Source organism: Catenulispora sp. GP43 (assembly GCF_041260665.1).
Taxonomy (GTDB): domain Bacteria; phylum Actinomycetota; class Actinomycetes; order Streptomycetales; family Catenulisporaceae; genus Catenulispora.
The window spans coordinates 335,997-354,510 of record NZ_JBGCCT010000009.1 but is presented as its reverse complement, the minus strand read 5'-3'; the positions used below and the strand labels follow the sequence as shown (position 1 = coordinate 354,510).

19 protein-coding genes are annotated in these 18,514 nt (G+C 71.0%); 12 read left to right on the top strand and 7 right to left on the bottom strand.

All coding sequences use genetic code 11. The annotated features are described in order from the left end of the window. Positions 1-12 precede the first annotated feature (12 nt). Genes ABH926_RS21000 through miaB form a run of 3 tightly spaced genes read left to right on the top strand, consistent with a single transcriptional unit; the run spans position 13 to position 2,755 of the window. Positions 13-519: a GNAT family N-acetyltransferase gene (locus ABH926_RS21000; RefSeq protein WP_370367379.1), complete on the top strand. Its 507-nt coding sequence runs from the start codon at positions 13-15 to the stop codon at positions 517-519. A 29-nt stretch (positions 520-548) separates the two neighbouring features. Beyond that, the gene (locus ABH926_RS20995) at positions 549-1,166 is read left to right on the top strand and encodes a hypothetical protein (protein ID WP_370367378.1); all 618 of its coding nucleotides are present in this window, start codon (positions 549-551) and stop codon (positions 1,164-1,166) included. Between the two features lie 59 nt (positions 1,167-1,225). Further along, positions 1,226-2,755 (top strand): tRNA (N6-isopentenyl adenosine(37)-C2)-methylthiotransferase MiaB, encoded by a 1,530-nt coding sequence (miaB, locus tag ABH926_RS20990; RefSeq protein ID WP_370367377.1) that lies wholly within the window; start codon positions 1,226-1,228, stop codon positions 2,753-2,755. Between the two features lie 77 nt (positions 2,756-2,832). Here miaB and ABH926_RS20985 read toward each other — a convergent pair whose 3' ends face one another. Together ABH926_RS20985 and ABH926_RS20980 are read right to left on the bottom strand one after the other, a co-directional pair. Then, positions 2,833-5,508, bottom strand: a complete 2,676-nt coding sequence (locus ABH926_RS20985) for a hypothetical protein (protein WP_370367376.1) — start codon at positions 5,506-5,508, stop codon at positions 2,833-2,835. Positions 5,509-5,549: 41 nt separating this feature from the next. After that, positions 5,550-7,541, bottom strand: a complete 1,992-nt coding sequence (locus ABH926_RS20980) for a protein kinase (protein ID WP_370367375.1) — start codon at positions 7,539-7,541, stop codon at positions 5,550-5,552. 86 nt (positions 7,542-7,627) lie between these two features. On the opposite strand from ABH926_RS20980, the gene ABH926_RS20975 reads away from it, so the two are divergent. Next, a complete protein-coding gene (locus ABH926_RS20975; protein WP_370367374.1) occupies positions 7,628-8,329 on the top strand; it encodes a hypothetical protein in 702 nt (233 codons plus the stop codon). A 157-nt stretch (positions 8,330-8,486) separates the two neighbouring features. Here ABH926_RS20975 and ABH926_RS20970 read toward each other — a convergent pair whose 3' ends face one another. Next, complete coding sequence (locus ABH926_RS20970) at positions 8,487-8,867, bottom strand: antitoxin (protein WP_370367373.1); 381 nt, start codon at positions 8,865-8,867, stop codon at positions 8,487-8,489. A 141-nt stretch (positions 8,868-9,008) separates the two neighbouring features. Between ABH926_RS20970 and miaA the strand changes: the two genes are divergently transcribed. Genes miaA through ABH926_RS20950 form a run of 4 tightly spaced genes read left to right on the top strand, consistent with a single transcriptional unit; the run spans position 9,009 to position 12,759 of the window. Beyond that, on the top strand, positions 9,009-9,923 hold the full coding sequence (gene miaA, locus ABH926_RS20965) for a tRNA (adenosine(37)-N6)-dimethylallyltransferase MiaA (protein WP_370367372.1): 915 nt from the start codon (positions 9,009-9,011) through the stop codon (positions 9,921-9,923). Then, on the top strand, positions 9,920-10,816 hold the full coding sequence (dapF, locus tag ABH926_RS20960; protein ID WP_370367371.1) for a diaminopimelate epimerase: 897 nt from the start codon (positions 9,920-9,922) through the stop codon (positions 10,814-10,816). Before miaA ends, dapF begins: the two co-directional genes overlap by 4 nt. A 15-nt stretch (positions 10,817-10,831) precedes the next feature. Continuing rightward, complete coding sequence (locus ABH926_RS20955; protein ID WP_370367370.1) at positions 10,832-11,923, top strand: ferrochelatase; 1,092 nt, start codon at positions 10,832-10,834, stop codon at positions 11,921-11,923. Between the two features lie 11 nt (positions 11,924-11,934). Further along, positions 11,935-12,759, top strand: coding sequence for an inositol monophosphatase family protein (locus tag ABH926_RS20950; RefSeq protein ID WP_370367369.1), 825 nt, complete (start codon positions 11,935-11,937; stop codon positions 12,757-12,759). Positions 12,760-12,800: 41 nt separating this feature from the next. Here the strand turns inward: ABH926_RS20950 and ABH926_RS20945 are convergent, their stop codons facing one another. Beyond that, positions 12,801-12,983: a hypothetical protein gene (locus ABH926_RS20945; RefSeq protein ID WP_012785841.1), complete on the bottom strand. Its 183-nt coding sequence runs from the start codon at positions 12,981-12,983 to the stop codon at positions 12,801-12,803. 191 nt (positions 12,984-13,174) lie between these two features. Here ABH926_RS20945 and ABH926_RS20940 point away from each other — a divergent pair, with 191 nt between their 5' ends. Continuing rightward, entirely contained in the window at positions 13,175-13,831 is a 657-nt protein-coding gene (locus ABH926_RS20940) for a response regulator transcription factor (RefSeq protein WP_370367368.1), read from the top strand. Between the two features lie 29 nt (positions 13,832-13,860). Beyond that, positions 13,861-15,111 (top strand): sensor histidine kinase, encoded by a 1,251-nt coding sequence (locus ABH926_RS20935; protein ID WP_370367367.1) that lies wholly within the window; start codon positions 13,861-13,863, stop codon positions 15,109-15,111. Between the two features lie 10 nt (positions 15,112-15,121). Here ABH926_RS20935 and ABH926_RS20930 read toward each other — a convergent pair whose 3' ends face one another. Continuing rightward, positions 15,122-15,337, bottom strand: a complete 216-nt coding sequence (locus ABH926_RS20930; protein ID WP_370367366.1) for a hypothetical protein — start codon at positions 15,335-15,337, stop codon at positions 15,122-15,124. A gap of 64 nt (positions 15,338-15,401) precedes the next feature. Between ABH926_RS20930 and ABH926_RS20925 the strand changes: the two genes are divergently transcribed. Next, a complete protein-coding gene (locus tag ABH926_RS20925) occupies positions 15,402-15,698 on the top strand; it encodes an MTH1187 family thiamine-binding protein (protein WP_370367365.1) in 297 nt (98 codons plus the stop codon). A gap of 22 nt (positions 15,699-15,720) precedes the next feature. Here the strand turns inward: ABH926_RS20925 and ABH926_RS20920 are convergent, their stop codons facing one another. Beyond that, positions 15,721-16,230 carry a flavoprotein gene (locus ABH926_RS20920; RefSeq protein WP_370367364.1) on the bottom strand — a complete coding sequence of 170 codons (510 nt, stop codon included), beginning with the start codon at positions 16,228-16,230 and terminating at the stop codon, positions 15,721-15,723. A 121-nt stretch (positions 16,231-16,351) separates the two neighbouring features. On the opposite strand from ABH926_RS20920, the gene ABH926_RS20915 reads away from it, so the two are divergent. Further along, positions 16,352-17,557, top strand: coding sequence for a helix-turn-helix domain-containing protein (locus ABH926_RS20915; RefSeq protein ID WP_370367363.1), 1,206 nt, complete (start codon positions 16,352-16,354; stop codon positions 17,555-17,557). Between the two features lie 330 nt (positions 17,558-17,887). On the opposite strand, the gene ABH926_RS20910 is transcribed toward ABH926_RS20915, so the two are convergent. After that, positions 17,888-18,406 carry a gamma carbonic anhydrase family protein gene (locus ABH926_RS20910; protein WP_370367362.1) on the bottom strand — a complete coding sequence of 173 codons (519 nt, stop codon included), beginning with the start codon at positions 18,404-18,406 and terminating at the stop codon, positions 17,888-17,890. Between the last annotated feature and the right edge of the window lie 108 nt (positions 18,407-18,514).

The following is an 18,514-nucleotide window of genomic DNA, read 5'->3' as shown; positions in this document are numbered from 1 at the left end:
TTGTCCATATCCATGACGATCACCGTCCGACGCGCCGACCTCGCCACCGAGGCCGATGAGATCGCGAAGCTCCTGACCGACTACATCACCACCGCTCTGCAGGAGCTCCACACGACGTTCGGCATCGAGGACTCGCCGACCGACGTCTCGACCCTGCGCGACTCCCTGGAGGAGTACCACGACCCGGCGAAAGCCCTGTTCGCGGCCCAGGACCAGGAATCCGGCACGCTGGTCGGCGTGGCGGGGCTGCGCACGCTGGAGCCCGGGGTCGTCGAGGTGAAGCGCATGTACGTGGTCCCGGAGAGCCGTGGTCAGCGCGTGGGATCGCGGCTGCTCGACCGGCTGCTCGACGAGGCCACACGGATGGGGGCACAGACCGTGCGGCTCGACACGGTGCGCTTCATGGCCGACGCCCAGCGGCTCTACCGGTCGCGCGGGTTCGCGGAGCGGACGCCGTACCCCGGGAGCGAGATCCCGCCGCACCTCCAGCAGTACTGGGTCTTCTTCGAGCGGACCTGATCAAGGCCGCCGGGCCTACCTTGGTGGGTATGCCGGAGTTGGCGGAGATCTACGCGGAATTCGAGTCCTTGCTCGACGCGCAGCTCGCCCTGATCAGCCCCGAGTGGCAGATCGGCGACCTGCCGGATATGGCCGACCGCCCGGATTACGCGCGCCATAGGCGCTGCACCATCAAACGGGGCAGGCTGGCCAAGGCTTTGACGCAAGCCCCCCACGAGGTGCGGAACCACCGCGACGCGCTCTTCCACCTGGTCGCCCACGACCCGCACGCGAGCTTCAACCAGTACTTGATCATGCCGATCGTGGCCGCCATCGGTCGGCACGAGCTCCACGAGGCGCTGATCGGCTATCTCGAGACCGGCACTTATGTGGAGCGGCTTTGCTCCTTGAAAGCCTGGTACCAGGCCCAACCGGGCTTGTTCTATGACTTCTCGGACGCCTTCGAGCGCGGCGAAGCCAACCCGGATCGCATGGCCGCGTACGACGCGTGGGTCGCCCTGCGCCCGCGCTTCCTGGCCGCGTGCCGGATCGCCGTCGAGGGGTGTGAAACGCCCGAGGAGCGCGAGCGGATCGCCGACCTGGCCAGGTCCGTCGCGCGCGCCGAGATCGTCACCATTGGCGATCCGGGACCGCCGAACCGTCTTTGACGGCCGGACCCTCCCTTTAACGGCCGGACCCCGCGTCCGGGGGTCCTATCCTTGTAGCCATGCCCGACACCGCGACCGACAAGACATACATCGTCCGCACCTACGGCTGCCAGATGAACGTCCACGACTCCGAACGCCTCTCCGGCCTGCTCGAGGACGCCGGCTACGTGCGTGCGTCCGACGGTGCCAGCGAGGCGGACGTGGTGGTGCTCAACACCTGCGCGGTGCGGGAGAACGCCGACAACCGGCTCTACGGGAACCTCGGGCACCTGGCCTCGGTGAAGGCGGGGCGGCCCGGGATGCGGATCGCGGTCGGCGGCTGCCTGGCGCAGAAGGACCGCGGGGAGATCACGCGGCGCGCGCCGTGGGTGGACGTGGTGTTCGGGACGCACAACATCGGGGCGTTGCCGGTGTTGCTGGAGCGGGCCCGGGTGCAGGACGAGGCCCAGGTGGAGATCCTGGAGTCGCTGGACGTCTTCCCCTCCACGCTGCCGACGCGGCGCGAGTCCGCTTACGCGGCCTGGGTCAGCGTGTCGGTCGGGTGCAACAACACCTGTACCTTCTGCATCGTGCCCGCGCTGCGGGGCAAGGAGAAGGACCGGCGGCCGGGCGAGATCCTGTCGGAGATCGAGGCGCTGGTGGCCGAGGGCGTGTGCGAGGTGACGCTGCTGGGGCAGAACGTCAACGCGTACGGGTCGGAGTTCGGGGACCGGGAGGCCTTCGCGAAGCTGCTGCGCGCGTGCGGCCAGATCGAGGGGCTGGAGCGGGTGCGCTTCACCTCGCCGCATCCCCGGGACTTCACCGACGACGTGATCGCGGCGATGGCCGAGACGCCGAACGTCATGCCGCAGCTGCACATGCCGCTGCAGTCCGGCTCCGACACCGTGCTGCGGGCGATGCGCCGCTCCTACCGGCAGGACCGGTACCTGGGCATCATCGAGCGGGTGCGCGCCGCCATGCCCGACGCGGCGATCACCACCGACATCATCGTCGGCTTCCCCGGGGAGACCGAGGAGGACTTCGAGCAGACGATGCACGTCGTGCGCGAGGCGCGTTTCTCGGCCGCTTTCACGTTCCAGTACTCCAAGCGGCCCGGGACGCCCGCGGCCACGATGGAGGAACAGGTGCCGAAGGAGGTCGTGCAGGCGCGGTACGAGCGGTTGGTCGCGCTGCAGGAGGAGATCTCCTGGGAGGAGAACAAGAAGCAGGTCGGGCGGACCGTCGAGCTGCTGGTCGCCGAGGGCGAGGGGCGCAAGGACGGGGAGACGCGGCGGATGTCGGGGCGGGCTCCGGACAACCGGCTCGTCCACTTCGCGGTGGGCCAGACCCCGGCCGCCGATCTGCCGCGCCCCGGGGACATGGTCTCGGTGGAGATCACGTACGCGGCGCCGCACCACCTGAACGCCGACGGCGCGGACGGCGGGAGCGCCATCAAGGCCCTGCGACGCACCCGGTCCGGCGACGCGTGGCAGGCCCGGCAGGAGCAGCCGGAGTCCGAGCGGCGCAAGGCGGCGGTGACCCTGGGGATGCCGTCGATCGGCAAGCCGGCTGCGCAGCCCGAGGCGGAGAACGCCTGCGGGGTCTGCTGACCCTGTTGCTGTTGAAGGCCCCTGCGATCATTTCGCAGGGGCCTTCGTCTGTATCTTGCCCGGCTACTGGCTTCCGGCTACTGGTTTCCGGACCAGTTGACCGGGCCGGCGGTGTCCACGGCCTTCTTCGCGGCGGCGTCCAGCCAGGGCGCGATGCTGCTGGATTGCGAGTGGTTCACGGCCAGCGCCACCGACAGGATGATGTAGCGGTGCTGCTGCTCGCGGTACTGCTTGATGGTGGCCGACTGGTAGTCGCCCTGGCAGGTCGTCGAGCCGGGGCCGCTGCCCGGGCACCAGATGCCGAAGTCGGCGGCGGACTGCTGCGCGAGGTCGTTGTAGACCGTGGTCGCGGTGTGCTGGTCCGGCAGCGGGAGGACCTTGACGGAGACCAGGTACTGGCCGCTGTCGTCGACGAAGCTGGCCGCGATCTCCTTGCTGCAGCTGTTGGAGGTCAGGATGTCCTGCATGTTCGAGGACATGTCGGTCTGCACGCAGGGCTGCACGCTGCCGGCCTTGAGCGTGTAGTGCACGCCCTTGTCGTCGGTGAAGCTCTGCGGCACCAGCGCGTCGAGCTCCAGCGGCGTCTTGTCGGTCTGGAAGGCGTTGAGCGAGTTCGGGTCGAACGGCGTCGAGGTCAGGGCCGGCGGCGAGTCGGTGCTGCTCGCGGTGTCGGAGCCGTCGCTGCTGGAGCTGTCGCTCGCGTTGTCGGTCGGTGCGGAGTCGTCCGAACTCGACGTCGAGGAGCCGGTCGGGAAGTTGGTCCCGGGCACCGACGTCGGCCCGGTCGGCCCCGCCGACGACGAAGCCGAGGAGTGCCCGGCGGTGCCGAGCGTGTCGGAGGACCCGCCGCCGTTGCTCCGCGTGGCGAGCACGACCAGCGACACCACCGCGGCCACGGCGGCCACCGCACCGACGATGATCGCCGCGGTCTTGCCGCCGTTGCCCTTGCCGGGCGGTGGCCCCTGCTGCGGGAAGTAGAGCGGCTGGTTGGGCGGGTACGGGGGCTGGTTGGGGCCGGGGCCCCAGGGGCCGGGCTGGGGTTGTGGCTGCGGGCCGGGGCCGCTTTGCTGCCAGGCGCCTTGCTGGGGTTGGGGCTGGGGCTGAACCTGGGGCTGAGCCTGAGGCTGCTGCGGCGTTTGCAGCCACGGGTTCGGCGCGCCGCCGGGCGGCACCGCGGCGGCGGCCTGGGTCGGCGCGGGCACGGGCCCGGGCGCGGCGGCCGGCTGCGGCGGCACGGCATCGGCGACCTGCGTCGGCGCGACGAAGGGGTTGCCCCCCGGAGGCGCCGACGGCACCGGCCCGGGAGCGGGCTCGGAGAGCGCGGCCGCCGGGATGGGCAGCGCGCGGGTCGCCGAGTCGTCGGGGGAGGCGATCTCCTGGGTGGAGGCCTCGGGGATTGCGTCGGCGGCCGACGCGGCTGCGACGACGGGGACGGGGCGGGTGATTGTGGAGTCGGCGTCGGCGGTTGCGGCTGCGACCACCGGCACTTGGCGAGTGGTGTCGTCGCTGTTGCCGCTGTCGGGTGCCGGGACTTGCTGAGTGGCGTCGGTGGGGGCGTCGCTCGTGTCGGCGTTGGGTGCTGGGATCTGCTGGGTCGCGTCGGCGTCGGTGGCTGCGACGACGGGGACTTGGCGGGTGGTGTCGTCGCTGTTGTCGCTGTCCGGTGCCGGGACTTGCTGGGGGGCATCGGCATCGGCATCGACATCGTCGCTGGCGCTGGTGCCGCTCTCGCTGTCTGGCGCCGCGACCGCCTGTTCGGCTTCTCCGTCGTTGCCCTCGGCGGTGTCGTCCTCGTCGAGCAGGTCGGCGGGCGACATCGGCTGGGTGGCGTCGTTGGTGTCGGAGGCCTCGGTCACGTGTGTCGCGTCCGCGTCTGTCTCGTCGGGTGTGCTGGCCTCAGCTGCCTGTTCGGCTTCCTCGTTCTCGGTCGCATCGTCCTCGTCGAGCAGGTCGGCGGGCGACATCGCCTGCGTGGCGTCGTTCGCGTCCGCCTCATCGGGCGTGTCGGTGTCGGCCGCCGCGTCGCTCGCCGCCTTCGCCTCGTTCAGGGTGTCGGCGCCGTGGGCGGTGTCGAGGGGGGCGCCGAGGCGGGACAGTTCCGCGAAGGTGCGGTCCAGGGTGGTGTCGCGGTCGGTTTCCTGGTGGCGGAGGGCGTTGATCAGGGTGGCGAGGGTCGGCTGGTGCGGTGGGTCCGCGGGTTCGTCGGGGTGGCCTTCGGCTGCCAGGTGCAGGGAGGTGCCGAGGGTGGCCAGGTCGTTCTGGTGCGTCTCGATCGGGAGGAGGAGGACCTGGCCGTCGTCGGTGAGGAGGATGTGGTCCGCGGTGGCGGCGATGCGGGGGCCCGATGCCGACAGGGCGGTCATGGCGCCGGCCGCGATCAGGAGGACCTGTTCGGCGGGGAGGGCGCCCCATTGGGCGACGGCTTCGGTCAGGGTGCGGGCCGCTATCGGTTCGGCCACCAGCCAGGCGCCCGCGTCGCCGGTCGCGGTGCCGGTCACCGGGAGGACGCCGCGGCGGTCGCGCCAGCGGTCGGTGTTCAGGGCGTCGGCGGTTTCCAGGGTGCCGGGCGCCTCGGCGCTGTCGGTGTTCCCGTTCCCGTCGGCGCCGTCGCCGTCGCTGGTGTTCGCCGGTGCCGCGACCGGAATCAGCACCACTTCGGTGCCGCCAGTCTCGTCGTGCGCCCGCCACGCCGGTCCCAGCGGCTCGCCGGTCCGGTACCTTCCGGCGACCAGATCCCCACGCTGCACGGACAAGGCCCCGCCCTCCCTCGTCATCAGGTCCCTGCTATCTCGAGTTACTGCACCGCGACCTGCGGTCCGCCCTGCTTCGCCGCGCTGGTGGCGGCCGGCTGGAGCCAGGACTGTGCGGACTGGTCCGACGTGAGGTTCGCGTAAAGCGACACCGCGTGGATCAGGTACCGGTGGTCCGGCTGGATGTAGCCGTACTGCTGGGCGTTGCCGGTGTTCTTGTTGGACGTGCAAATGTCGGCGCCCGGGCCGCTCTTGGGACACCAGATGCCCCAGTCCTCGACCGTGAACGCCTTCTTGGACTGCATGTTCGTGAACGCCGTCTTCGCCGTCTGCGCGTCGGGCAGCGGGAGTACCGCCACGTCGACCATGATGCGCCCCGCGCTGTCGGTGTACGTACCGATCGCTTGGGTGTCGCACTTGTACTGCGTCAGCATCGCCTTCAACTGCGCACTCTCATAAGAGTTGACGCACTTGTCGGTCCATCGGTTGGTTGCCGTATACACGACGCCCTTGTCGTCCGTAAATGTCACGGGCAACAGCGCGTCCGTGGTGAACGGCGTCTGGTCCGTCGAGGACGAGTCCCATGTCGCAGGGTCCGTGGACGAGCCCGTGCTCGCCGTGTTCGAGGGCTGCGAGGGCTGCGAGGGCTGTGCGGGCTGTGAGGGCTGCGAGGAGTTCGGTCCGTTCACAGTCGGCGAGGCGCCCGTGTTCGCGTTCTGTGTCTTATCGCCGCTCCCGCCGGACAGTGCGATCGCCGCGACGACGCCGCCGACGACCACCAGCGCGCCGACGCCCAATCCGACGTTGCGCCCGGTGTTCTTTTTCGGAGGGGGCATCGGTGCGGTGTGGAAGATCGGGGCAGGGCCATGACCAGGCCCGAAGGGTATGTTCTGCGGCGGATACGGAGTCTGCGAGCCGGAACCCGGGCCGAGGCCGCCGGGCATCCCGAACCCCGGCGCGCCGGACTGCATGCCGCCGCCCATCGGGCCGACCGCGTCCGCGGCCATCGTCGGAGGCGCTGCGGAGGCTGTACCTGAGGGAGAAGCCATGCCTGAGAGAGGAGCCGTGCCTGGGAAAGAAGCCGCGCCTGGGTAAGGCGTCCCCGCGCCGGGAGTCCCCGCCCCCGGCGTACCGCTCCCGCCGTTGGTCCCGGCCACCATCGTCGCCGGGACAAAAGGATTCGCGGCCCCGCTCAGCCGCTCCAGCTCCGCCCGGGTCCGGGCCGCGTCCCACCGTGCCGCCGGGTCCTTCGTCAGCAGACCGCTGATCAGCGGCGCGAGCGCGGGCACCCGCGTGACCGGGGCCGTCTCCTCGAACAGGATCGCCGTCAGGACGCCGACCGCCGTGTCGCGCAGGAACGGCGAGCGGCCCTCGGTGGCGAAGTACAGGGTCGCGCCCAGGGAGAACAGGTCGGAGGCGCCGTCGCTGGCCTCGCCGCGGGCGCGCTCGGGGGCCACGAACTCCGGGGAGCCGATCAGGACGCCGGAGGCCGTCATGGTCAGGTCGGCTTCCTGGACCGCGATGCCGAAGTCGGTGAGCAGGACGCGGCCGTCTGTGGTGAGCAGTACGTTCGCCGGCTTCACATCGCGGTGCAGGATGCCGGCCGCGTGGCTGGCGGTGAGGGCGTCCAGGACGCCCAGGCCGATCTTGGCGACCTGCTCCCGGGGGAGCGGTCCGTACTGCTCGACGGCCTGCATCAGGTTCTGGGAGGGGATCAGGTCCATGATGATCCACGGCATCCCCTTGTCGGACACCATGTCGTGCACGGAGACGATGTGCGGGTGGTTGCGCATCCGGGCCGCGTTGCGGGCCTCGCGCTGCGCGCGCTCCAGGCGCTCGGCGCGCTCGGAGTCCGACAGCATCGGCGGCAGCCAGACCTCCTTGACCGCCACGTCGCAGTCCAGCGACTCGTCGTGGGCCCGCCAGACGCGGCCCATGCCGCCGGCGCCGAGCCGTTCGACGAGCCGGTACCGCCCGGCTACTAGGATCCCCTCCGCGCCGTGGCTGTCCTGCCCGTTGTCTTGTTCCCCAGCCACCGCTGGCCCCTCCAGATTCCGACTTTACGCAGACCAGTGTGTCAGCACCGGCCGGTAGCCGCGACCACGTGCCCTACCCTGGACGGGTGTTGATCGCCGCCGCCGTCGTGCCGCATCCTCCGGTCCTCGTGCCCGAGGTCGCGCAGGGTTTCGCCCCGGACCTCGACACGCTGCGCTCCGCCTGCCAGACGGCGGTCGGCCGGCTGTACGCGGCCGGAGCCGACGAAGTGCTGATTGTAGGGGCAGGACCTGAGCAGGGTGGCGGGGTCGCTGCGCGGGGGAGTTTCCGTGCCTACGGAGTGGATCTGGACGTCGACGGCCGGTGGGGTCCGGTCGCCGGGGGCGCCGTGCCGATGACGCTGCCGTTCCTGGTCGCCGCCTGGCTCCTGCGCGACCGGCCGGCCGAGCCGGTGCGGCGGGCGGTGATGGTGGACGAGCGCGGCGGCGCGGCGGTGCCGGCGGTGCCCGCGGTCGGCGGCGCGCGCCAGGCGATGCTGGTCCTCGGCGACGGCAGCGCCTCCCGCACCGCGCAGGCCCCCGGCCACCTCGACGAGCGCGCCGAACCCTACGACGCGCTGGTGGCGCGCGCTCTGGCGACCGCGGACACCGGGACCCTCGCCGGACTCGATCCCGAGCTGTCCCGCGAACTGCACGTCGCGGGCCTTCCGGCCTGGCGGGTCCTGGCCGACGCGGCGGCCGCGTCAGGCGTCGAATACGACGCCGACCTGCTCTACGACGAGGCGCCCTACGGCGTCGGCTACTTCGTGGCCACTTGGCTCGCCCGCTGATCCCGCTGGTTGCCGTACTCCGTACACGTATATACGGACACGGCAACGGATACGGCAACGGACACGGCGACGGCCGCGGCCGCCGTCTCCGGCCGCCGCGGCCGTGTCGCGTCCCCCGTCCGACGGCGCCCGCCGCTGAACCGGCGCCGCAGGTGTGTCAGCCCAGCTTGTCCTTCGCCTGCTGGACCCCGGAGTCGATCTTCTCGTCGTAACGGTTCCCGGTGGCGCCCTCGGCCATCTCCCCGGCCTTGTCCGCGCCCTTGGCGACGTTGTCCTTGATGCTCTGCGTCATCCCGCTGCCGGACGAGCCCGGGGCCGCGGCCCCGTCGTCGCCGATGCCGGGCGCCGCCTCACCGGTGGACGACACGGGCGCGCCTTCGGAGACCATGGTGGACGCCTCGCCCTCGGTCGCGGCCTCGGGGTCGGCCGGCGCCTGGGGGGAGGGACCGTCCGCGTCGTCCTTCTTCTTGTCCATCATGTCCGAGACCTTCTCCGCCGCCTCGTTCATCTTGGTCTTGAAAACGTCGAAGATGCCCATTTCGCCTGCGTTTCCTTCCGTGAAGGGGGACCTTCCCCCAAGTGGATCACGGCATCCGTCACCTGTCGAGCCGAGGCGATCACGCACCGTGACAGGGCTGGGATGGGAGAATCCTCGGGTGAGCGCAGCAGAGTTGTCAGGATGAACGCAGCCGAAGTCCCGGTGATCGCCGTGGTCGGCCCGACCGCCTCCGGCAAGTCCGACCTCGGGGTCGCGCTGGCCGAGGCGCTGCGCGGCGAGGTGGTCAACGCCGACTCGATGCAGCTGTACCAGGGCATGGACGTGGGCACCGCGAAGCTGACCGTCGCCGAGCGCGGCGGCGTGCCGCACCACCTGCTCGACATCTGGCCGGTGACCCGCGCCGCCAACGTCGCCGAGTACCAGACCCTGTCCCGGGTCGAGGCGGACCGGCTGATCGCGCGCGGCCGGCCGCCGGTGTTCGTCGGCGGGTCCGGGCTGTACGTGCGCGGGGCCCTGGACGAGTTCGAGTTCCCCGGCACCGACGGTCTGATCCGCGAGCGGCTGGAGGCCGAACTCGCCGAGGCCGGGCCGTTCGTCCTGCACCAGCGGCTGGCCGAGCAGGACCCGCAGGCCGCCGCGACGATCCTGCCCTCCAACGGACGCCGGATCGTGCGCGCGCTGGAGGTCATCGAGCTGACCGGCGGCCGCTTCACCGCGACCCTGCCCGAGCACACCGACCACTATCCGCGCACCGTGCACCTCGGCCTGGACATCGACCGCCCCGCGCTCGACGAGCGCATCGCGCTGCGCGTGGACCGGATGTGGGACGCCGGCTTCGTCCAGGAGGTGCGGGACCTGGAGCCCCAGGGCCTGCGCGACGGCCTCACCGCCAGCCGCGCCCTCGGCTACGCGCAGGTCCTGCGCTTCCTGGCCGGGGAGTGGACCGAGGAGCAGGCGAAGGAGGAGACGGTGCGGGCCACCAAGCGGTTCGCGCGGCGCCAGGACTCCTGGTTCCGGCGGGACCCGCGCGTCCACTGGTTGCGATACGACCGGTCCGACCTGGTGGAGGCCGCGCTCGATAGGATCGGGGCATGATCCTTGACGGCCTGCCGGCCCGCACCACGCTGACCAAGGGGCACGGCACCGAGAACGACTTCGTCATCGTCCCGGACCCGGACGGCACGCTGGAGGTCACCTCCGCGCAGGTCGCCGCGCTGTGCGACCGCCGGGCCGGGATCGGCGCCGACGGTGTGCTGCGCGTGGTGCGCACCGCCGGCATGCCCGGCTACGAGGACCAGGCCGCGGAGGCGGAGTTCTTCATGGACTACCGCAACGCCGACGGCAGCGTGGCCGAGATGTGCGGGAACGGAGTCCGGGTCTTCGCGCTGTTCCTCACCGCGCGCGGCCTCGTCAAGGGCGGCGCGGTCGGCGAGCCGGTGGAGTTCGCGGTCGGTACCCGCGGTGGGATCAAGCGCGTGACGCTGACCGCCACCGGCGAGCACACCGCGGACGTGACCGTCGACATGGGCGTCCCGGTGTTCCCCGCCGAGCGCGGCGCGGTCACCGTCGAGGTGAAGGGGACCCCGCAGGCCGCCGTGGACGTCGACATGGGGAATCCGCACGCTGTCGTCTTCGTGGACTCCACCGACGACGCCGGACCCCTGTACGAGATGCCCACGGTGTCGCCGGAAGGCGTCTTCGCCGAGGGCGTCAACGTGGAGTTCGCCGCCGACCTCGCCCCGCGCCACCTCGCCATGCGCGTCTACGAACGCGGAGTCGGCGAGACCCGTTCCTGCGGCACCGGCGCCTGTGCGGTGATGATCGCCGCCGCGCGCCGCGACGCCGCGGAGCCCGGCACGCAGTACACCGTGGACGTCCCCGGCGGACGGCTGCGCTTCGTCGAGCGCGCCGACGGCCACCTGGAGATGACCGGCCCGGCGGCGCTCGTTTTCGACATCATCCCCACGGCTGCCCCTGCGAACCGGTGACGGAGTCCCGCTGACATGTCGAACACCGCTCCGTACGACGCCCTGCTCCTGGTGTCCTTCGGGGGGCCCGAAGGTCCCGAGGACGTGGTGCCCTTCCTGGAGAACGTGACCCGCGGGCGCGGCATCCCGCCGGAACGGCTCAAAGAGGTCGGCGCGCACTACTTCGAGTTCGGCGGCGTCAGTCCGATCAACGCGCAGTGCCGCGACCTCATCGCCGCGCTGCGCCAGGACTTCGCCGACACCGGGCTGAAGCTGCCGGTCTACTGGGGCAACCGGAACTGGAACCCCTTCCTGGCCGACACACTCGCCGAGATGGAGGCCGACGGCGTCCGGCGCGCACTCGCGGTGTTCACCAGCGCCTACTCCTCATATTCCGGGTGCCGGCAGTACCGCGAGGACTTGGCGCGCGCACTGGAGCAGTCCGGGACCTCGATCCAGTTCGACAAGATCCGGCCGTACTTCAACGATCCCGGGTTCGTCGAGCCGATGGCCGACGCCGTCGCGGCGGCGGTCGCCGGGCTGCCGGAGAGCGCGCGTACCGCGCCGCGTCTGGTTTTCGTCACGCACTCCCTGCCGCGCACCTACGCCGAGACCTCCGGTCCCGTCGGCGGCGCGTACGTCACGCAGCATCTGGAAGTGGCGCGCATGGTGGCCGAGGGCGTGAGCCGGCGCACCGGCCTGGTGCTGCCGCACGAACTCGTCTTCTGCTCGCGCAGCGGCCCGCCGCAGACGCCCTGGCTGGAACCGGACGTCAACGACCACCTGCGCGACATCAAGGAGCAGGGCGCGACCGGCGCGGTGCTGGCGCCGATCGGCTTCGTGTCCGACCACATGGAGGTCATCTACGACCTGGACACCCAGGCCGCCGAGACCGCGCGGGAGATCGGCCTGCCGACGGCGCGGGCCGCCACGGTCGGGACCGATCCGCGGTTCGTCGGCGCCTTGCGGCGTCTGGTGCTGGAGCGCGCCGCCGTGGCGCGCGGGGACAGCGGCGGCGAGTCGCTGACGAACGTCGTCGGCCGGCTGCGCGCGTTCCCGGACGTGTGTCCCCTCAACTGTTGTCCCAATCCCCGCTCGCCGCTGCCCGCGGTGGCGGGGGAGGACTAGGAAGGCTGCCCATGTCTGAGAACGCCGATCCCAAGGACCTGCTGGAGCTGGCGGTGCGGCTGGCCGCCGAGGCGGGACGGATCCTGGTCCGGGAACGTCCGCGCGACCTCGGCGTGGCCGACACCAAGTCCAGCCCCACCGACATCGTGACCGTCATGGACCAGCGGTCGGAGAAGTTCATCGTCGAGGGCATCCTCGCCGAACGGCCCGACGACGCCATCCTCGGCGAGGAGGGTTCGGACCGCGAGGGCACCTCCGGGGTGCGCTGGGTGATCGATCCCATCGACGGCACCGTCAACTACCTCTACGAGCTCCCGCTGTGGGGCGTCTCCATCGGCGTGGAGATCGACGGCGAGACGGTGGCCGGCGTGGTCGAGATCCCGATGCTGCGCGAGACGTTCACCGCCTTGCGCGGCCATGGCGCTTACCGCAACGGGGAACCGATCCGCGCGTACAGCGCGCAGTCGGAGGGCAAGCCGGTCCCGCTGGAGCGTGCTCTCGTGGCCACCGGTTTCGGATACGCGGCCCAGCGGCGCGCGGTGCAGGGCGCGATCGTCGCCGACCTGCTGCCGCGGGTGCGGGACATCCGGCGCGGCGGCTCGGCGGCGCTGGATCTGTGCGCTGTGGCGTGCGGACGCGTGGATGCCTACTACGAGCGCGGCGCGAAGCCGTGGGACCTGTCGGCCGGGGCTTTGATCGCACAGGAGGCCGGTGCGAAGGTCGGCGGCCTATATGGAGCGGCCGCCTCCGACGAGATGACGGTGGCGGCCGCTGAGGGTCTGTTCGAGGCGCTGTGCGATTTTCTCGAGGGACATGACGCTGCGCGGGACTCCTGAGGGGTTTCGGGCGAGTCCGGCGCCTTCCTGCCGGGTTTCGGTCAGGCAGCGCGAGGGAGGTCGTCGCGGACCTCCACGTGGTGGTTCGCGGCGATCCGGAGCAGGTTGTCCAGCTCCGCCTGTTCCACCTGGACCGCGTACACGTCCTCGGCGATCATCGCACCTTGCAGGCGGGACTTCGTCTCGCGGATACGCTGGGTCAGGCCGGTGACGAATTCGAGCATGGTTTCTCTCCTGCGGGGTGACGCTAGGGGGCTTCGTGCCTTCTGCCCGGCATCTTCGCCAGGGAAACTCTGGATCACCTGAGAAAACCCTGTGATCATGAGACGTTTGTCACTTACTCGGCGTTTACGCGATGACCAGGCATGATGAGCCGGAGTCGTTGATTGTCCCCGGTACTTAGGGAGTGCGCGCTGTGCGGGTGCTGGTCGTAGAGGACGAGCAGGTGCTGGCCGATGCCGTGGCCACCGGACTGCGCCGCGATTCCATGGCGGTGGACGTCGTCTATGACGGCGACGCCGCGCTGGAACGCATAGCCGTCAACGACTACGACGTGGTCGTGCTGGACCGCGACCTGCCTCTGGTGCACGGCGACGACGTCTGCCGGCACATCGTGCACAGCGGTCTGTCGACCCGGGTCCTGATGCTGACGGCCGCCGGCGACGTCGCGGACCGCGTGGAGGGTCTGACCCTCGGCGCCGACGACTACCTCGCCAAGCCTTTCGCGTTCCCGGAACTGATCGCGCGCATCCGCGCTCTGGGCCGCCGCGCGGTCCCGGCGCTGCCGCCGGTGCTGGAGCGCGCGGGGATCCGCGTGGACCCGAGCCGGCGCGAGGTGATGCGGGACGGACGGCTGGTGCCGTTGTCCCCTAAGGAGTTCGCGGTACTGGAGGTGCTCATGCGTGCCAACGGTGCGGCTGTGAGTTCTGAGCAGCTGCTGGAGAAGGCGTGGGATGAGAACGCCGACCCGTTCACCAACGTGGTGCGGGTCACGGTGATGACGCTGCGCCGCAAGCTGGGTGAGCCGCCGGTCGTGGTGACCGTCCCCGGCGCCGGATACCGGATTCCCTGATGCAGGACGTTCAAGGTATACAAAGGCTGATGGCGGGCAATTCGGGAGCGGTCGACAGCACCTACGGCGGCGATGTCGGGGCGGCGCCGGCACCGGCGCGCGGCGGGCGGCGCGGGCTCACCATACGGCTGAGGATGACCATCGCGTACGGCGCGGCGGTGTTCCTCACCGGAGCGGTGCTGGTCTACACGGCGTACTCGCTGTTCAAGTGGCGCCTGTCACACCCGAACCAGAACCTGGCCGACCCGCCGGGCTGTCCGGTGCTGAAGCCCAGGGACGCCCCGGGGCAGGCGGCCTACTGCAACTCCGTGAAGAACAAGCAGATCCTCAGCCAGATCGACAAGCCCCTGATCTTCGTGCTGCTGATCTCCGCGGTGGTGGCGGTGCTGATCGGCTACTTCCTGGCCGGCCGGTTCCTGCGCCCGATCAACCAGATCACGCGCACCGCGCGCCGGGTCGCCAGCCGTCCGGACCGCGCCCTGCACGCCCGCATCGACATGGAGGGCCCGGCCGACGACGAGCTCGTCACCCTGGCCCAGACCTTCGACGGCATGCTGGACCGCCTCGACCACGCCTTCGAGGGCCAGCGCCGGTTCGTCGGCAACGCCTCGCACGAGCTGCGCACCCCGCTGGCGATCAACCGCACGCTGCTCGAAGTGACGCTGATGGATCCGGAGGCCGACGAACAGACCCGGCAGCTGTGCCGCACCCTGCTGGCCACCAACGAGCGCAGCGAGCGCATGATCGAGGGCCTGCTGCTGCTGGCGAAGGCGGACAACGAGCCGACCAACCGCGAGGACATCGACCTGGCGGAGGTGGCCTACCGCTCGGTGACGCAGTGCGAGCCGGAGGCGGCCGAACGCCAGGTCGCGATCCGCACCTCGCTGCAGCAGGTGTTCGTCTCCGGCGACGGCATCCTCATCGAGCGCATCGCGATGAACCTGATCCAGAACGCGCTGCGCCACAACATCGGCGCCGGCGGCTGGGTCGACGTGCTCAGCTACGACCGCTCCCACGACCAGCCCGGCCACGGCCTGCTGGTGGTCGCCAACACCGGCCCGGAGGTCCCGCCGTACGCGGTGGAGACGCTGTTCGAGCCGTTCAAGCGCGGCTCGCAGCCCTCCGGCGCCTCCGCCGCGCGCGACCCGAAGGACAAGGGCGTCGGGCTGGGCCTGTCGATAGTGCGCTCCGTGGTGCGCGCGCACGGTGGGCGGGTCGCGGCCGAGCCGCGGCCCGGGGGCGGGCTGATCGTGCGGGTGTGGCTGCCGGTGGGGGCGTGAGGGCGGCGCCCTAGCGGGGATCCGTGTTCTGATTCCCGACCAGGCTCTCGAGCGCCTCGACCCGGCGACGCAGATCGTCGATCTCCTGGTGGACGTGCGGCGGGACCCGGCCGGGCCGCGCTGTTCTCGAACCGCCGGGCAGCGCTTCTTGGCCGGGCGGATAAGCGAGGCCCAGACGTACGGCCAGCGATCTGAGGATGGAACGCGAAGGGGCGCCTTGAGTCACCTGTCGAACGGTAGCGGTGTGTGGCTGCCGGTGGGGGCGTGACTCACGGCACTAAGATCGAACCATGATTGTCGCGTTCTCAGTGACCCCCATCGGCGTCGGCGAAGGCGTCAGCGAGTACGTCGCGGACGCGGTGCGCGTCGTGCGCGAAAGCGGCCTGCCCAACTCCACCGACGCGATGTTCACCAGCATCGAGGGGGAGTGGGACGAGGTGATGGCGGTCGTGAAGGCGGCCGTGGACGCGGTGGCCGCCAAGGCGCCGCGGGTCAGCGTGACGTTGAAGGCTGACATCCGCGCCGGTGTCACCGACGGGCTCACCGCGAAGGTGGCCGCGGTCGAGGCGAAGCTCGCCGAGCAGTAGGACGCGTTCCGTGCGGTAGAACTCACTCCGTCAGGAGTTCTGCCATCGCCGAGCGCAGGTGCCGCCACGGGAATTGCCGGACATCCTCGTCCGGCTGGATGAAACGGACGCCGCTCTCGAAGAGCAGCTGCGCGTGCCCGTCGAACGCCGGGTGCCGCTGGAGCTCGTCCTTGGCCCACACCGATGCCGCGATCGGCAGGCCCGCGCCCAGATACTCGTTGAGGATCCCCAGGATCAGGGTGTCGGAGATGCCCAGGGCCCACTTGTTGAGGGTGTTGAACGTCGCCGGGGCGACCATGATCGCGTCCGGGGACGGCAGGACGTCCGGTTCGCCCGGCAGACGCGGTTCCACGCGCACCGGGTAGCCCGTCGCGATCGACACGGCGGCGCTGTCCAGGAAGTGCTCCCCGGACGGGGAGCACAGCACGCACACGGTCCAGCCGTCGGCCTGCAGGCCCGGTACCGCCTCGGGGTGGGACAGCAGTTCAGCGGCCGGCGGGGCGCCGCAGGCGATGAGGTAGAGCACTGGCACAGGTAACCTCCCGGCTGGTCTGGGACATTTTGCCGTCCGGGCCCGAACGCCACCGCGCCGGGGCGGACCATGGGACTCGCATTCGGGATGTTCCTCAATGACCGCATTGTGAGGGCTTGGCATGGTCACCTACGATCAGGAACCCGACGGCGGGCGCATCCGCCGTCTGCGCAGGCGCGCCGGCCTCACCCAGGCCGAGTTCGGACAGCTGATGGGCCGCTCCCAGGGCTGGGTGTCGGGTATCGAGAACGGGGACCTGGAGCTCGACTCGGTGACGCTGATCGTACGCGCCGCGAGCGTCCTGAAGGTCTATCCCAACGAAATAACCGGACGTCCCTACGATCCGGGCACCCCCGCCGAGGACCGCGGCCACCGCGCCATCCCGGCCCTGCGGCGCGTGGTCGCCCGGCACGGCCTCCCGCCGGACTGGCCGGTGGAACCGCGGTCGCGCCGGGAACTGGAGACCGCGGTGACGCAGCTGACGTTCCTGCGCCAGGCGGCGCGCTACGCCGATCTCGGGGAAGCCGCGCCGAACGTCATCCGCGAGCTCCACGCGGCGGCGTACCAGGCGAGTCCGGGCGAGGAGTCGGAGCGGATGCACAGCCTGCTCGCGCGCGCGTATAAAGAAGCGGACACGGTCGCCCACGAACTCGGCTACGACGACCTGTCCACCCTCACCACGGAACGCTTCCGCGCCGCCGCGTCCCGCGCCGGCGACCCCTACCTGCCGATGGTGTTCGACTTTCTCCGGGTGCGCGACTTGTGGGCAGCGGACCTGTGGCCCGACGCGCTGCAGATGCTCGACGGCGCGATCGAAGCGGTGGGCGAGCCGCGCGACCAGCAGCAGGCGTCCATCTGGGGCTCGCTCCAACTGCGCGCGGCGATCACCGCGGCGCTGTCCTCCAAGGAGGACGAAGCCTGGGAGCGGATCCGCCTGGCCGCCGAGACCGCGGCCCGTGTCCCCGCGGGGTACGACCCGTACCGGCTCGAGTTCTACTCGGCGAACGTCGAGATCCACCGGCTCGCCGTGGCCGTGGAGATCCGCGACGGGGCGCGGGCCGTCGAGCTGGCCTCGCAGATCCGGATCCCGCCGAGTGTCCCGGCCTCCCGGCGCGGCCGCCACCACCTGGACGCGGCGCGCGGTTGGATCTACTACGGCGGCTATGACCAGGCGCTGGACGAGATGGAGCGGGCTGAGCGGCTCGCGCCGCTGCGGGTCCGGAACAACCCGGTCGCCAAGGCCGCCGTGCGTTCGCTGCTGAGCCACGAGCGGCGCAGCCAGCGGGAGCGGCTGCGGCGCATGGCGGGGCGGATGCACATCGCCTGAGGCGCGCTCCGGAGCGCGCCGAGGGAGAAGGTGCGCAGGGGGAGCGTTTCAGGAGTGCGGGATGGTCATCCGCCGGCTTCCGGGGCTTGAGGCCAGGGCCGGGGTCCGGATCGGTGCCCGGCGGCGCGCTGCCGCCGCGGGCGAGGAGGCTTGGAGAACTGAAAAGACGACAGGGCGGCGCAGGCGGCCTTCAGGCGGTCGTCGTATGTATGGACCTGCCGCCGCCGTCCGCCGTGCCGTGTAAGGGGCGCCAGGGCCCTGCGGAGGGCGGTGTGGACGGCACTGCGGAGGGCCCTGGGCAGGGCCCTGCTGTGCCGGTCCCGCCGGGCGTCAGTCCACGCGCCGCAGCTCCTCGCGGTACCGCTTGCCGTTGGCCACGTAGCGCGCGACGGCGTCGTCGAAGCTGCCCTCCGGGACCGCGTTCTCGCGGATCTTCGCCGGGACGCCGAGCGCCATCGCGCGGGAGGGGACCTCCGTGCCGTTGCTCACGACCGCGTTCGCGCCCACCAGGGCCCCCGTGCGCACCACCGCCCGGTGGAGCACCACGGAACCCGAACCGATCAGGCACCCGTCCTCCACCACACACCCCTCCAGGTGCGCGATGTGACCAACGACACAGTCGGAACCGATCACTGTGGGCAAGGTCTCAGTGGCGTGCACCACCGTGCCGTCCTGGATCGACGTTCGGTCGCCCACCGTGATCCGGCCGTAATCGCCTCGCAGGACCGCGCCGGGCCACACCGTGCTGCCGGCGCCCACGCTGACCTGGCCGATCACCGTCGCGTCCGGGTGGATGTAGGCCTCGGGGTGGATTTCCGGTACTGCGTCGCCGATTGCGTAGACGGCCATGGTTGGTCATCCTTCCTTCGTGTGGCTGACGTGATGTCCGGAACGAAACGGGGCGAGGTGGGACGCGTGGGACCCTGGATCAGGCACTCGGATCACCTGTTCGGGTCT

Coding starts and splice junctions, on each gene's coding strand:
- dapF (WP_370367371.1), top strand. CDS start 9,920: ATGATCCTTGACGGCCTGCCGGCCCGCACCACGCTGACCAAGGGGCAC.
- miaA (WP_370367372.1), top strand. CDS start 9,009: ATGAACGCAGCCGAAGTCCCGGTGATCGCCGTGGTCGGCCCGACCGCC.
- ABH926_RS20935 (WP_370367367.1), top strand. CDS start 13,861: ATGGCGGGCAATTCGGGAGCGGTCGACAGCACCTACGGCGGCGATGTC.
- ABH926_RS20910 (WP_370367362.1), bottom strand. CDS start 18,406: ATGGCCGTCTACGCAATCGGCGACGCAGTACCGGAAATCCACCCCGAG.
- miaB (WP_370367377.1), top strand. CDS start 1,226: ATGCCCGACACCGCGACCGACAAGACATACATCGTCCGCACCTACGGC.
- ABH926_RS20950 (WP_370367369.1), top strand. CDS start 11,935: ATGTCTGAGAACGCCGATCCCAAGGACCTGCTGGAGCTGGCGGTGCGG.
- ABH926_RS21000 (WP_370367379.1), top strand. CDS start 13: ATGACGATCACCGTCCGACGCGCCGACCTCGCCACCGAGGCCGATGAG.
- ABH926_RS20945 (WP_012785841.1), bottom strand. CDS start 12,983: ATGCTCGAATTCGTCACCGGCCTGACCCAGCGTATCCGCGAGACGAAG.
- ABH926_RS20915 (WP_370367363.1), top strand. CDS start 16,352: ATGGTCACCTACGATCAGGAACCCGACGGCGGGCGCATCCGCCGTCTG.
- ABH926_RS20955 (WP_370367370.1), top strand. CDS start 10,832: ATGTCGAACACCGCTCCGTACGACGCCCTGCTCCTGGTGTCCTTCGGG.
- ABH926_RS20925 (WP_370367365.1), top strand. CDS start 15,402: ATGATTGTCGCGTTCTCAGTGACCCCCATCGGCGTCGGCGAAGGCGTC.
- ABH926_RS20995 (WP_370367378.1), top strand. CDS start 549: ATGCCGGAGTTGGCGGAGATCTACGCGGAATTCGAGTCCTTGCTCGAC.
- ABH926_RS20970 (WP_370367373.1), bottom strand. CDS start 8,867: ATGGGCATCTTCGACGTTTTCAAGACCAAGATGAACGAGGCGGCGGAG.